Raw genomic sequence first — 12,882 nt, forward strand, 5'->3', positions numbered from 1 at the left:
GAGAACAGGATGGTGAGCTGAAGGCTATAGCCTCTCACTCGATCCTTGCTAAAAACAACCTGAGCAGCCGGTCAAATTCGAGCCGGTCGTTCTCACTTACCTCCGCAAGCAGTTCATGCTGGTTTGCGACATGTGCCGTCACGGCCTCATCGACAATGGTAAATCCCTTGTCGGTCAAGGCAATCAGCACGCTCCGGCGGTCCTGCGGATTGTTGATCCGCTGCACAAGTCCTGCCTTTTCCAGCTGGTCGATGCGATTTGTCATGGTGCCGGAACTGACCATGGTCATGCCGAGCAATTCGCCGGGCGAGAGCTGGTAGGGCGCGCCCGCCCGCCGCAAGGTGGCCAACACATCGAACGCGGATATTGATAATCCATGTTGCATCAGCACGGCCTCGATCTCGCGGCCAAGGTGGGTCGTCAGCCGGTGCAGTCGGCCGATAAGACCCATTGGTGCAACATCAAGGTCAGGTCGCTCCCTTTTCCATTGGGCGAGAATCTTGTCAACATGGTCAGGTGGGGGCGCTTCACTCATGGATTAGAAATATCATTGGATATCTTGACGTCAAGATAAAATGGCATAGGGTCGATTTATCTTGAAGTCGAGAATCTTGAAATGAAGAAAAAATTGAGCCACAGTATCGATATCGCCATGACCGCAATTGCTCCAGCCATCTGGGGCAGTACCTATTACGTCACGACGCAATTTCTTCCGCAGGGATATCCCATGCACGTCGCCATGCTGCGTGCGCTGCCCGCCGGGTTGCTCTTGCTGCTTCTTGTGCGCAGGCTGCCGCATGGAATCTGGTGGGGCCGGGTGTTTGTCCTCGGCGCTTTGAACTTCGCATTTTTCTGGGTCATGCTTTTCATGGCAGCTTACCGCCTGCCGGGCGGTGTGGCGGCCACCGTTGGCGCCGTGCAGCCATTGATCGTCATCGCGCTTTCACGGATCTATCTGGCGCGCCCCATTCGCACGCTGACCGTCGTGGCCGGTATCATCGGCATCGCTGGCGTCGCATGTCTGGTTTTGACACCCCAGGCGGCGCTGGATCCCGTGGGCGTCGCGGCAGCTTTCGCGGGCGCAGTGTCCATGGCCTTTGGCACGGTCCTGACGCGCAAATGGCAACCGCCGGTCTCAAGCCTCACCTTCACGGCGTGGCAACTGGCAGCTGGTGGTGTTTTGCTCGTGCCGGTGGCGTTGTTCTTCGAGCCCGCCTTGCCGGCACTGAGCGCGGAAAACGTGCTTGGTCTGGCCTATCTCGGTTTGATCGGAGCCGCCTTCACATACCTTCTGTGGTTCAGAGGTCTGGCGCGCATCGAGCCATCTGCGGCGGCATCGCTCGGCTTTCTCAGCCCGGTCACGGCGACGCTTCTGGGCTGGCTGGCGCTCGGTCAAAACCTCGCGCCAGCGCAGATCGCTGGTTTCATCATGGTGCTATCAAGCGTCTGGCTCAGCCAGAAAAGTCAGGCACCGCGCTGAATGCTCAGGCCCACTCGCCCTTGCGCATGACTGGCACCTTCGAGCCATCGGCTCTGACACCGTCAATATCGACCTTGTCGGAGCCGATCATCCAGTCGATATGGATCAGGCTGGAATTGCCGCCCTGTGCCTTGATCTGATCCTGCGTCAGCGTTGCGCCATCGATAAAGCACTTGGAGTAGCATTGGCCAAGCGCGATATGGCAGGAGGCATTTTCGTCAAACAGCGTGTTATAGAACAGAATGCCGCTGGCCGAGATCGGCGAGGAATGCGGCACCAGCGCCACTTCGCCCAAACGTCGCGCACCTTCATCTGTGTCCAGAACCTTGTTCAGCACCGCCTCACCCTTGGAAGCCTTGGCTTCTACAATGCGACCATCCTCAAATGTCACCCTGATATCGTCAATCAACGTGCCCTGATGCGACAGTGGCTTGGTGCTGGATACATATCCGTTCACCCGCAGCGCGTGCGGCGTGGTGAAGACTTCCTCGGTTGGAATGTTGGGGTTGCAGGTCACGCCGTTCTTGGCCATGGACGCACCGCCATGCCATTCGTGATTATCCGCAAGACCAATCGTCACATCCGTGCCGGGGCCGGTGAAGTGCAGCGAGGCGAAACGCTCGCCGTTCAGCCATGAGGAGCGCTTGGCAAGATTGGCATTGTGCTCAGCCCAGGCCGCAACCGGATCGGCGAGATCCACGCGCGACGCCGCAAAAATCGCATCCGCCAGCGTTTTCACCGCTTCATCTTCGGGAATGCCGGGGAACACCTGTTTCGCCCAGGAAGGGTTGGGATAGGAAATGATGTTCCAGTTGATGTCGAAGTTTGAAATCTTCTCAAGAGCTGGCTTGTAGGCGGTGGAGTTGGCCTTGTTGGCCCGTGCCACCTTGGCCGGGTCCGCATCCGCAAGCAGCATCGGGTTATCGCCGGAAATGGCAAGGCGGGCTGCGCCATTGGCATAGGCCTTCGCCATGCCTTCATAGAGCCAGCCTGACGCGCGGTCGAAATTGGCATCGCTGGCATGGTTGTAACGGGCGAGCGTCGTTTCTTCGTCGGAGTAAAAAGCCGTCACCAGACCACCGCCAGCCATATAGGCATGCTTGGTCAAAAATCGCACCAGCGGCAGCGCGGCGAGCGGTGCGGTGATGACCAGATCCTGATCCTTCTGCAATTGCAGCCCGACCTTGATGGCCACTTCGGCCAGCTTTTCCAGTTTGACGGGATCGATGGGGGAGACTGTCATGGTACGCCTTCAATGTCTTTATTGCGAGGCGCAAAACATAGCCCATTCGCCGCGAAAGCCAACCGTCTTTGTGCTAATCCGTGACCAGCGGCACTGAGAGCGCCCTCAAAACCGACTGCGCATCGACGGGTGAAAGGCGCACCTGCAACCCGCGCTGGCCGCCATTCATGTAAACCAGATCATGCCCCATGGATTGCGCTTCGATGGCCGTGGGCACCCGCTTCTTCTGGCCGAAAGGGCTGATACCGCCGACATGATATCCCGTTGCCCGCTCGGCATCCGCGGGCTTCATCATATGGGCGGATTTGCCGCCAAACGCCGCCGCCAGCCTTTTCATGCTCACCTCCCGGTCAGAGGGCACGACAACGCAGACGGCCTTGCCATCCACCTCTGCCATCAGCGTTTTCAGCACCAGATGCGGCTCGGCCCCAATCGCTTCCGCCGCCTGCAGCCCGATCCGCTCGGCATTCGGATCATAGTCATAGGCAACGGTGGTGAAGGAAATACCGGCCTTGGTCAGCAGCTGGGTTGCGCGGGTGGTTTTTGACATGGGGCAGCCTAACCGAACAGCGCCGCGTAGATCTCGGGCTTGAAGCCAACCGTGACCTTGCCTTTCGCTTCCAGCACGGGACGCTTGATCATGGAGGGCTGCGCCTGCATCAGCGCGATCGCCTTTTCGCGTGTCAGATCGGACTTATCCGCCTCATCCAGCTTCTTGAACGTTGTGCCTGCGCGGTTCAGCACTGTTTCCCAACCGGCAGCATCGCACCAAGCGTTCAGGTGAACAGCATCAATGCCTGCGGTTTTGTAATCATGAAATGTGTAGGCGATACCTTGTGCCTCAAGCCAGGTGCGCGCCTTCTTCATCGTGTCGCAGTTCTTGATACCGTAAATCGTGACCATCACGCCGTCCTCCGCATTGCTGGAATGGACATATCAACAAATCAGCCACGTTCAAATGGCTCCGAGCTATGCATATTTATTGGGTCAGTCATTCAAACGAGTTCGAGCTAAGCTGCATGGCTTGGCTGCTAAATCATGAGTTGTGCGAAATCGCTTAAATACTCATATTATGGGCATCACAAGGAGAGACGCACATGCGTAACGTTGCTAAGACATCCCGTAAGTTTTTTGGCGAAACATTTGCAGTTTTCGGCGCAGCTTTGGCCGTTTCTGCAGCGGTTCGCTCCCACCGCAAGCCTGCAGGCGCTGACCTCGACGCACTCGGTATCGACCGCCAGGCTTTCGACAAGGTACAGCTCTAATCTCTCAAGTCTGTCGGCGAGGCGCCATTGCCTCGCCTTGGTATGAGGCGCACATGCCCCTCATCCACGCGCGGTGCATTTCACCGCATTCGTTGAGGCTGTATCGCGCATGATGCGCAATCGCCCGACGATGAACATGTGACACACGCGACCAACCCGTCGCATCGCAGTTCCCATCAGATGCTCAGCATCAACCAATTCCCACAATTTTCCGCTTTCGACCGCCACAGCAAATATCGATGCTCGTCCGGCGCAACCGCATCCGTCTGAAATGAAGTCAAAAAAAACCGGGCTCCGTCTTCAGACGAAACCCGGTGATATCTGGCATCAGGAGCGGATTATTCCCACTCGATCGTGCCCGGTGGCTTGCTCGTCACGTCGTAGACCACGCGGTTGATGCCCTTGACCTCGTTGATGATGCGGGTTGCCGCACGTCCGAGGAAGTTCATGTCGTAGGGGTAGAAATCCGCCGTCATGCCGTCCACGGAGGTTACGGCGCGCAGCGCGCAGACGAAATCATAGGTGCGGTAGTCACCCATGACGCCGACGGTCTGAACTGGCAACAGCACGGCAAAGGCCTGCCAAATGGTATCGTAAAGACCGGCCTTGCGGATTTCGTCCAGATAGACGGCGTCTGCCTTGCGCAGAATGTCGAGCTTCTCGCGTGTCACGACGCCGGGGCAGCGGATGGCAAGACCCGGGCCAGGGAAGGGGTGGCGACCGATGAAGCTTTCGGGAAGGCCCAGTTCGCGGCCAAGCGCACGAACTTCATCCTTGAACAGTTCACGAAGCGGCTCTACCAGCTTCATGTTCATGCGCTCTGGAAGACCGCCGACATTGTGGTGGCTCTTGATGGTCACGGATGGACCGCCGGAGAAGGACACGCTTTCGATCACGTCTGGATAGAGCGTCCCCTGCGCCAGAAACGCCGGTGCGCCCTTGCCGTCGGAGGCGATCTTGGCGGCTTCGGCCTCGAATGTCTCGATGAACAGGCGACCGATTGTCTTACGCTTCACTTCCGGGTCGGAAACGCCAGCCAGTTCCGTCAGGAACAGGTCGGAGGCATCCACATGCACCAGCGGAATGTTGTAATGGTCGCGGAACATGCCCACAACCTGATCGCTCTCGCCCATGCGCATCATGCCATGGTCGACGTAAATGCAGGTCAGCTGATCGCCAATGGCCTCATGAATGAGAACGGCTGCAACGGAGGAATCCACACCGCCGGAAAGGCCGCAGATCACGCGCTCGCTGCCCACCTGCTCACGGATCTTGCGGATCATCTCGGCGCGGTAGGCGGCCATGGTCCAGTCGGATTTCAGGCCGACGATCTTGTGCACGAAGTTGGACAGAAGCTTTGCGCCATCAGGCGTGTGCATCACTTCCGGGTGGAACATGGTGGTGTAGTAGCGCCGCTCCTCATTGACGGCGATGGCAAATGGCGCGTTTTCGGATGTCGCGGCCACTTCGAAACCATGCGGCAACTGCGTCACGCGGTCGCCATGGCTCATCCATACAGGGTAACGATTGCCCACATCCCAGAAGCCATCAAACAGCGGGCTTGCCTTCTTGATCTCGATATCGGCGCGGCCGAATTCTGCCGCATGTCCGCCTTCAACCGTGCCGCCCAGTTGCGTGCACAGCGTCTGCTGGCCGTAGCAGATGCCGAGGATCGGAATGCCGGAATCGAACACTGCCTGCGGCGCGCGCGGGCTTCCCTCTGCCGTGACCGATGCCGGGCCGCCGGAGAAAATCACGCCCTTCGGCTTCAGCGTCTCAAACGCATCGCTTGCGTTCTGGAACGGATGGATTTCACAATAAACTCCGGCCTCGCGAACACGGCGCGCAATAAGCTGCGTCACCTGGCTGCCGAAATCGATGATGAGGATGCTGTCGGGATGGGCTATCTGGGTCATGGCGAGCCTTTAAAGAAATATGGTGCTTTAGGCAACCCGTGATATGGCCTGAAAAGCCAGAAATTGCGCCATCAGGCAAGTGGTTCAGAGCGAAATGCTGCCATCTTCCACGGCGCGGCAGAGCCTGTCCACCGCTTGCGCCAGCTTCTCGTCGATCACATGCAGATAGGCGGTCCAGTCGGAAATATGGTGCACATCCGCCTTGCCATCCGATATGCCGCGCAGACCGATCAGCTCAACATCGAAACGCTGGCAGGCCCTCAGCAGCGCAAATGTCTCCATCTCCACCATATCGGCATCGACAGTGTCATAGGCCGCGCCTGAGACGACATTCGCGCCCGTGGACAGTCTTGCGCCGGCGACGCCTGGGATTTGCAAGGGCAGAGCGATTTCAGCAGGAAGATCGAGAAACGGTGTGCGGCCTTTCTCGAAACCGAAGGCAGACGCATCCATATCGCGGTAGGACACGGAGGTAGCCTGATAGACCTCAGCTTGCTCGAGTGTGCGAGATCCCGCCGAGCCGAGAGACACGACAAGGTCTGGCAGGGCGTTGTCCGCCTGAAGTCTTGCGAGGGTCGAAGCCAGCGTCACAGCCGCTTCCACCGGTCCGACACCCGTCATCAAGGGCTTAAAGCGGGCCTGCAGGTGAGGTCCATATTCGGCATCCGCTGCCATGACGAACAACAGCCGCTTGCCCGCGACTTCAACAATCTCAAAACTCATTCTTCAAAACCTTCCCGTCCCTTCATCACCATCATCGTGCCGGTCATGGAGGCGATCAGCTTGGCGGGGCCGTCGGAGAGCGCATAGGCGCGGCCATCGGCCACGATGATGTTGCTGCCGGGCTTGGTAATTTCACCGCGAAACAGAAACCGCTCGCCGCGCCCCGGCGACATGAGGTTGACCTTGAATTCGATTGTCAGCAAGGAGGCATCGGGTTCGATGATGGTGTAGGCGGCATAGGTGCAGGCTGTATCAAGGGCAGCGGCAATCACACCGGCATGCAGAATGCCGTGCTGCTGCGTCAGCTTGCGGTGAAATGGCAGTTCGATTTCCACCAGCCTGTGCTCAATGCGCGAAATCTCTGCCTTGATAGCCTGAACGACGCCCTGGCGCGCAAAGCTCTTTTCTATCCGCTGGCGAAAATCGCCGGGATCGATGAAATCCATTCCCCTGCCTCTTTTTGTCTTTCCCAAAACATGGCGTGTGACAGTCCGCAAGGCAAGTGCGTGAGACGGTTAATTGAGATAAACGATGCTGGCGTTCAACAGCGTGGCAAAGGCCACCCACGCCGCATAGGGCACGAAAAGCCACATGGATATGCGGTCCCGCGTAGCCGTCATGATGATGAAGGCGATGACGCAAATCAGCATGGGCACGATGAGGATCAGCGCACCAACGGGGCTTTCCATAGTGAAGAAGATCGGCGACCACATGAAGTTCAGCAGCATCTGGCTGCCCCACAGCTGCATCCGCCCGCCCATGCGGCTTTTCAGCCATGTGCGTGCACCAGCAATGCCGATCATCACGTAGAGAGCCGTCCACACCGGCCCGAAAATCCAGTTGGGTGGATTGAAGAAGGGCTTGTTCAGGGTTTGATACCACGCGCCCGGAACATTGTTCATGCCAATGAGCGCGCCAATGGCAACGACGGCAACGATGAAAGCGATGTAGACGAGGAGCTTCTTCATGGACCATGAAATGCACAGAAAATGCTTTGGTTCCAGTGCCATCAGGCAATTTACCCGGTAAGCCTGACGATATGCTGGTCCCAGGCCACAGGGCTCGTCGCGGTGCTGAAATGTCCGTCATAGGATGATGTTACGACGCCACGCGCCGCCGCCGCCACGCCCGCCGCTTCACTCAACGTGGTTTCGCGCAAAACCTTGCCGGTCTTCTCATCCAACGTCACCGCCACATTGCCGTTGGGCGATGTCACGCCGATGACGCCATCCCGTCTGTTGACGGCAATGGCGCCGACATAGTTCGCCAGCCGGGTCGTTGTCTCATCCGGCAGATTGATGAAATTGAGATCGTCGCCCTTGGAAAAATGCCCGATCAGCGGTGGCAACGTGTTGCGTGGCCCCTCATACTGGCAGGCAAACCAGATGCGCCCGTCACGGCCAAGATCCACATGGCGGGTCGAAAGCTGGCTCAGGTTCTTGGCAAGGCCATGTTTCTGTATCAGGCGCCCCGTTGCCGCATCCAGGAGCACCAGCGAGGGCTCCATGGCATCAAGGTTGAGTTTGGTGCGCCCGAAATCCGGATGGGTTTCTATGCCGCCATTGGCGATGATGATCATTTTTCCATCGTCGCTGATGGTCATGTCATGGGTGCCGATACCCCGCGCACTGTATTCGCCGATGCGGCGAAAGCCGTCCCGCGCATCGTAAAGACCGATCACGCCGCGATTTTTATCGAAATCATTTTCGCTGGCGTAAAGAATGGAGCCGTCAGGCGAGAACTGTCCGTGGCCGTAGAAATGGCGGTTCTCAGGCGTGTGCATCACGATTGGCTCGCGCTTTCGGGCCGGATCAAACGCCATGAAGAACGTGCCGGGTCTGCGCGCAAAGGCAACCGTCATCCCAGTGGCATGGCTGGTTGCCATGCCGTGGGCGCGGGCTGGCAGTGGCATGCGCTCGACGATCTCTCCGGCTTCGGTCACCGTCGCAACACCGTAGGAGCCATCGCGGGCGCGGAAAGCCGAGGCGAAAACCGCATCTGCCCGCTCAAGCGCGTAGAGCGAGCGCGGGGCAAGGCCGGCCAGAAATGGAACGCCTGCCGCCTTGATGAAGGTTCGCCGGTCGATCAGCAACCGTTTGTCGCGAGCCACCGTTCAGTCTCCGTCCGAGAAGGAAAAGCCGGAGCTGAGCCCGATGGCGCCACCATACTGGTCGTTGATGCGATAGATCATATCCTTGCCATTCAGCAGCAGGTAATCGACCTTTGCGCGCTCCTTGTCGTCGGCAAGTGCCTTTTCCACGTCGGGCTCGATTGTGCCTGCAACACGAACCATGGATTTGGCGATGAAATCGATGGAGCCGATGATGGAACGTTGATCCGGCGGCAGCAGATCGCTCATCTGCGCCGTGTGCATCAGCCGCTGCACGGCAGAAATATTGGTGCCAATGCTCATCCAGGTCAGGCCAGAGCGCAAATAGATCGCGGTGCGCGGAAATTTCGCATTGTCAGGTCCCTTGTAAAAGGTCTCGATGCGCTTGTCGCGAATGTCTTCGGAGGCGTGAACCAGAATGCCCAGCAGCGCCACCAGTGCTTCGCGCTCATCGCGGAACACGGGATTGTCCGGCCCCGGCTCCTTCCAGTGTTTCGCCGTGCCATCAGGTGCATTCCACAGGTCGGAAAGCTCAACGCCAATATTGGCAATGTTACCAGCAATGGCTGTGCCATAACGGCAGCGAAGGCTGTTCTTCTGCTTCAGCGCGTCATCTGCTCCGGTGCCATAGAGGACATATTCCAGCGCACCGAAGCCTTGGGCCGCAACGCTCTTGCCTCGCAAGCCTTGTGGCGTGGTCACGCTTTCGTCCTTATCGACAAGATATTTCTGCACCTGCTTCAGGCCGAGGCCCTTCTTGTCAGGATAATAGAGCACACGCTCAAAACGGTTCTGTTCGATCACCGGACCAACCCGCACAATCTCGATGCCAGACCATGCGCCTGCCGCGTCTGCAAAGCCCGCTTTCGCAGCTGCCATGTTGTCTGCCGAAGGTGCGGCACACAGCGCCTGCATCTTGCCTTCCAGCGCCTTGGCACGATCACGAAATCCGTCATAGCCGGGGCGGATGAACCCATCCACGGCCTTTTCCATCACGGTGCGTATTTTCACCGGGTCAAGCGGCGGCGGTGGCATCAGCTCCACATCCTGCGCCAGTGCCGTGCCGAAGCTCAGCAGAAAGGCCAGCGGCAGAAGCATGTGAGAGGGTCGCATCGCTATTGTCATCAAAGGGACTCCAGAAAACTCAGCAAAGCCTGCCGGTCAGGCTTTTGCAAGGCAGCAAAGGCGTCACGCGCCTTTTGCGCCTCGCCACCATGCCATAAAATCGCATCGGTCAGGCTGCGCGCCCGCCCGTCATGCAGATAAAAGCCATTACCATTCACGGCTTGCGTCAGGCCGATGCCCCAGAGCGGCTGCGTGCGCCACTCACTTCCGCTTGCCTCACCCACCTGCTGCCCGTCTCTGAGACCTTCGCCCATATCGTGCAGCAGAAAATCCGAATAGGGCCAGATCAGCTGGAAAGCGTGCAGGGGGTCTGCGGCATCGCGCTTCGTCACGAATTTCGGCGTGTGACAGGCGGCGCATCCGGCCTGGTAAAACTGCTGCTTGCCTTGCAGAACGGTGGGATCATCCACCTTGCGGCGCGCAGGCACAGCCAGATTTTCGGTGTAGAATGTCATGAGGTCAAGCACTGGGGAGGGCGCTTCTGCATCGCCCAGCCGTTTCTGCACACCCGTCGGCAGGGCCAGACAATCCGCTTGCCTTTGCGTGCAATCACCAAAGGCATTGGGCGCATCCGGAGAGGATATGCCGATATCGTGCGACAGCGCATTGGCTGCCTGATCGCGCACGCTGGCATTCTGCGCCTTCCAGCCGAAGCGCCCGAGCTTTAACCCCCCGCTGCGGTGGTCGCGCACCCATGCCGGTCTGCCTGATACCTCTCCACCGGGTCTGGCGCCCGCCAGAATATCCTCGTCCGCAATGGCTTCGATCAATCCCAGACCAAGGGTCGGCTGGGCGATGCGGGGCGAAAGCGTCGTGTCGTCGCCAAGCGGCCCGTAATTCAACCCTGATACGCCGTAGGAGGGTTTGCGCAGCGAAACGACTTCGCCACCGGGCAGCATCACGCTCTGCTCAGTGTAGGTCACGGACAGCTTTCCTTCAGCCTTCAAGCCCGGAACAGCCTGGTTCTGAAGCTGGCCGCCATAGGTCGCGTCGGGAAAGTTCACAACCTCATGGCTTTGGATTGCGTTCGTCTCTTGCGCTGTGCGGGCTGGCCGGGCCAGCCGCAGAAACATCGAAACGGCATCTTCGCCGCCAACAGGCGGACGCCCGCGCCCATCCTTGATGTGGCAGGTCTGGCAGGAGCGCGCATTGTAAAGCGGCCCCAGCCCGTCAGAGGCCTGCGTGGACGATGGCGAGGAGACCCACAGCTTCTGAAACAGCGCATTGCCCAGCTTGAAATCCTGCCCGCGCTCAAAGCCCATATTGGCGGAGGGTTGCGAGAAGGGGTCCGTCGTTGCCGTCGTCGTCGCAGCCCCGGCGGACATGGCCTCGAAGGGTTCTGCTTTGGAAAAATCAGTAGTAGGCTGCGTGACCTGTCGCACGCGCTGCAAGTCGTCAGCGGAAATGTCGCCGCGTGGCACGTCTTCGGCAAAGGCGATGCCGCCCGCGGTCAAAGCAAGCAGCACGCCGGAGCGACAGAGCTGTCGTGCCGATCTCATGAAAGGCAACCGGCAGGCCGCGCCTGATCCGCATCAGCTCTGTGATACCGACATGTGAAAGATTGCGCTCTTCGCAAAATGGTCCGCCTGCAACGCTTTTGAATAGGAGGCCGCGTGTCATCCACGCGGCCTGCCTGATCGGTTCTACTTGAAGACGGCGTTCGGGCTGTCAAGGCTGTCTGAGCCTTCCAGCTGGATCTTGCCGAGATCAAGCGCAGCAATGACGCGCTCGATGGTCTTGGTCTGGTCCAGAAGCCCGTCAATGGCAGCCTGCACCACGGCGTTGCCCTCCTTGTTGCCTTCGCCGATCATCTGGTCGTAGGCTTCAACGGTCTGGCCGCGCTTTTCCATTGCGTGCATGGCATCAAGCGTCTTGTTCAACTTGGCCTGCATTTCGCCGTCCAGCGTCTTGTCGCTTGCGGCAACCAGCTGCGAGAGCGAAGGGCCTGAGAGCTTGGTGCCATCAACGCGGGTATACTCACCCGTATAGGCCGAGGCGATGCCGATGGCGTCGTTGAGATGCGAATTATAGGTGTTGTCGGAAAAGCAATCATGCTCTTCTTCAGGATCGTGCAGCAGAAGGCCAAGCTTCATGCGCTCGCCCGCCAGTTCGCCATAGGACAGTGAGCCCATGCCGGTCAGGATGGCTGTGAGGCCCTGTTTCGGGTCGGCCTCGACAGCTTTCGCAGCCTCGCCACCCGGCGCCCAGTTGTCAGCCATTTCCTTGAGGTCGGCAACCAGCAGGGTGGATGCAGCCTTGAGGTATTCGGCGCGGCGGTCGCAATGGCCGCCGGTGCAGTTCTTCACGTCATAATCGGTATAGGGGCGGTTACCCGCACCTGCGCCGGTGCCGTTCAGATCCTGCCCCCAGAGCAGAAACTCGATGGCGTGGTAACCGGTGGTGACATTGGCTTCCACTTCGCCCGCTTCCGCAAGGCTGCGGATCAGCTCTGGCGTGATCCTGGAGGCATCCACCTCTTCGCCGCCAACCTTGAGCTTGGTGTTGGCAATGATGTTGGCGGTGTAAAGCTCGTTCTCATCGCTTTCGGTGCCGTAGGAGCCGTCGACATAGTCGATCAGGCCTTCGTCCAGCGGCCAGGCGTTGACCTTGCCTTCCCACTCGTCAACGATCGGGTTGCCGAAGCGATAGACTTCCGTCTGCTGGTAAGGCACGCGGGCCTTGATCCATGCCTCGCGGGCAGCCTTCAGATTGGCTTCGCTGGGGCTTGCGATCAGCGCGTCGATTGCCTTGTCCAACGTCTGCGCTGTCAGCAGCGAGTCCTGATATTTGGCGTAGCCCAGTTCCGCATAATGCTTGACCACGGCGGCTGTGTCGGTTGCGGCCCGGGCTGGAATTGCGCTCAATGTCGCGGAAGCGGCCAGAAGTGCCAGGCTGGCACCCAAAATGGATTTGCGGAACATCATCTCTCCTCATCCAGCCCACTCGTAACGAGGCTGTGATGGCGAGTTCTGAACCAATCACAAACTTGTGTCAAATATTCTAGTTTAGAAGTGTTCCAA

The 12,882-nt window shown here is 58.9% G+C and carries 14 protein-coding genes; 2 read left to right on the top strand and 12 right to left on the bottom strand.

The window, feature by feature from the left end:
• Window positions 1–34 precede the first annotated feature (34 nt).
• Entirely contained in the window at window positions 35–535 is a 501-nt protein-coding gene (locus ACQZ51_RS01300) for a MarR family winged helix-turn-helix transcriptional regulator (protein WP_448774662.1), read from the bottom strand.
• Window positions 536–616: 81 nt separating this feature from the next.
• Here ACQZ51_RS01300 and ACQZ51_RS01305 point away from each other — a divergent pair, with 81 nt between their 5' ends.
• Window positions 617–1,480 (top strand): EamA family transporter, encoded by an 864-nt coding sequence (locus tag ACQZ51_RS01305; RefSeq protein WP_448774663.1) that lies wholly within the window; start codon window positions 617–619, stop codon window positions 1,478–1,480.
• A 4-nt stretch (window positions 1,481–1,484) separates the two neighbouring features.
• Here the strand turns inward: ACQZ51_RS01305 and ACQZ51_RS01310 are convergent, their stop codons facing one another.
• From ACQZ51_RS01310 to ACQZ51_RS01320, 3 genes are all read right to left on the bottom strand, one after another.
• Window positions 1,485–2,723 (bottom strand): aminopeptidase, encoded by a 1,239-nt coding sequence (locus ACQZ51_RS01310; protein WP_448774664.1) that lies wholly within the window; start codon window positions 2,721–2,723, stop codon window positions 1,485–1,487.
• Between the two features lie 73 nt (window positions 2,724–2,796).
• A complete protein-coding gene (gene ybaK, locus ACQZ51_RS01315; RefSeq protein ID WP_448774666.1) occupies window positions 2,797–3,273 on the bottom strand; it encodes a Cys-tRNA(Pro) deacylase in 477 nt (158 codons plus the stop codon).
• An 8-nt stretch (window positions 3,274–3,281) separates the two neighbouring features.
• On the bottom strand, window positions 3,282–3,629 hold the full coding sequence (locus tag ACQZ51_RS01320; protein ID WP_448774668.1) for an ArsC family reductase: 348 nt from the start codon (window positions 3,627–3,629) through the stop codon (window positions 3,282–3,284).
• A gap of 191 nt (window positions 3,630–3,820) precedes the next feature.
• Between ACQZ51_RS01320 and ACQZ51_RS01325 the strand changes: the two genes are divergently transcribed.
• Complete coding sequence (locus ACQZ51_RS01325) at window positions 3,821–3,988, top strand: hypothetical protein (protein ID WP_202905893.1); 168 nt, start codon at window positions 3,821–3,823, stop codon at window positions 3,986–3,988.
• A 338-nt stretch (window positions 3,989–4,326) separates the two neighbouring features.
• Here the strand turns inward: ACQZ51_RS01325 and guaA are convergent, their stop codons facing one another.
• From guaA to ACQZ51_RS01365, 8 genes are all read right to left on the bottom strand, one after another.
• Window positions 4,327–5,904, bottom strand: a complete 1,578-nt coding sequence (guaA, locus tag ACQZ51_RS01330) for a glutamine-hydrolyzing GMP synthase (RefSeq protein ID WP_042616336.1) — start codon at window positions 5,902–5,904, stop codon at window positions 4,327–4,329.
• 84 nt (window positions 5,905–5,988) lie between these two features.
• Window positions 5,989–6,627 carry a 5'-methylthioadenosine/S-adenosylhomocysteine nucleosidase gene (locus tag ACQZ51_RS01335; protein WP_448774670.1) on the bottom strand — a complete coding sequence of 213 codons (639 nt, stop codon included), beginning with the start codon at window positions 6,625–6,627 and terminating at the stop codon, window positions 5,989–5,991.
• Window positions 6,624–7,073: a PaaI family thioesterase gene (locus ACQZ51_RS01340; protein WP_042616338.1), complete on the bottom strand. Its 450-nt coding sequence runs from the start codon at window positions 7,071–7,073 to the stop codon at window positions 6,624–6,626. Before ACQZ51_RS01340 ends, ACQZ51_RS01335 begins: the two co-directional genes overlap by 4 nt.
• Before the next feature lie 69 nt (window positions 7,074–7,142).
• Window positions 7,143–7,595: a TspO/MBR family protein gene (locus ACQZ51_RS01345; RefSeq protein WP_448775709.1), complete on the bottom strand. Its 453-nt coding sequence runs from the start codon at window positions 7,593–7,595 to the stop codon at window positions 7,143–7,145.
• Between the two features lie 50 nt (window positions 7,596–7,645).
• Window positions 7,646–8,737: a DUF1513 domain-containing protein gene (locus ACQZ51_RS01350; protein WP_448774672.1), complete on the bottom strand. Its 1,092-nt coding sequence runs from the start codon at window positions 8,735–8,737 to the stop codon at window positions 7,646–7,648.
• Window positions 8,738–8,740: 3 nt separating this feature from the next.
• Window positions 8,741–9,862: an imelysin family protein gene (locus ACQZ51_RS01355; protein WP_448774674.1), complete on the bottom strand. Its 1,122-nt coding sequence runs from the start codon at window positions 9,860–9,862 to the stop codon at window positions 8,741–8,743.
• Entirely contained in the window at window positions 9,862–11,361 is a 1,500-nt protein-coding gene (locus ACQZ51_RS01360; RefSeq protein WP_448774676.1) for a di-heme oxidoreductase family protein, read from the bottom strand. The genes ACQZ51_RS01355 and ACQZ51_RS01360 overlap by 1 nt, the downstream gene beginning before the upstream one ends.
• Window positions 11,362–11,505: 144 nt before the next feature.
• Complete coding sequence (locus tag ACQZ51_RS01365; protein WP_448774677.1) at window positions 11,506–12,783, bottom strand: imelysin family protein; 1,278 nt, start codon at window positions 12,781–12,783, stop codon at window positions 11,506–11,508.
• Window positions 12,784–12,882: the final 99 nt, after the last annotated feature.

It is taken from the genome of Agrobacterium sp. CG674 (assembly GCF_053521645.1).

Coding starts and splice junctions, on each gene's coding strand:
- ACQZ51_RS01300 (WP_448774662.1), bottom strand. CDS start 535: ATGAGTGAAGCGCCCCCACCTGACCATGTTGACAAGATTCTCGCCCAA.
- ACQZ51_RS01305 (WP_448774663.1), top strand. CDS start 617: ATGAAGAAAAAATTGAGCCACAGTATCGATATCGCCATGACCGCAATT.
- ACQZ51_RS01310 (WP_448774664.1), bottom strand. CDS start 2,723: ATGACAGTCTCCCCCATCGATCCCGTCAAACTGGAAAAGCTGGCCGAA.
- ybaK (WP_448774666.1), bottom strand. CDS start 3,273: ATGTCAAAAACCACCCGCGCAACCCAGCTGCTGACCAAGGCCGGTATT.
- ACQZ51_RS01325 (WP_202905893.1), top strand. CDS start 3,821: ATGCGTAACGTTGCTAAGACATCCCGTAAGTTTTTTGGCGAAACATTT.
- guaA (WP_042616336.1), bottom strand. CDS start 5,904: ATGACCCAGATAGCCCATCCCGACAGCATCCTCATCATCGATTTCGGC.
- ACQZ51_RS01335 (WP_448774670.1), bottom strand. CDS start 6,627: ATGAGTTTTGAGATTGTTGAAGTCGCGGGCAAGCGGCTGTTGTTCGTC.
- ACQZ51_RS01340 (WP_042616338.1), bottom strand. CDS start 7,073: ATGGATTTCATCGATCCCGGCGATTTTCGCCAGCGGATAGAAAAGAGC.
- ACQZ51_RS01345 (WP_448775709.1), bottom strand. CDS start 7,595: ATGAAGAAGCTCCTCGTCTACATCGCTTTCATCGTTGCCGTCGTTGCC.
- ACQZ51_RS01355 (WP_448774674.1), bottom strand. CDS start 9,862: ATGACAATAGCGATGCGACCCTCTCACATGCTTCTGCCGCTGGCCTTT.
- ACQZ51_RS01360 (WP_448774676.1), bottom strand. CDS start 11,361: ATGAGATCGGCACGACAGCTCTGTCGCTCCGGCGTGCTGCTTGCTTTG.
- ACQZ51_RS01365 (WP_448774677.1), bottom strand. CDS start 12,783: ATGTTCCGCAAATCCATTTTGGGTGCCAGCCTGGCACTTCTGGCCGCT.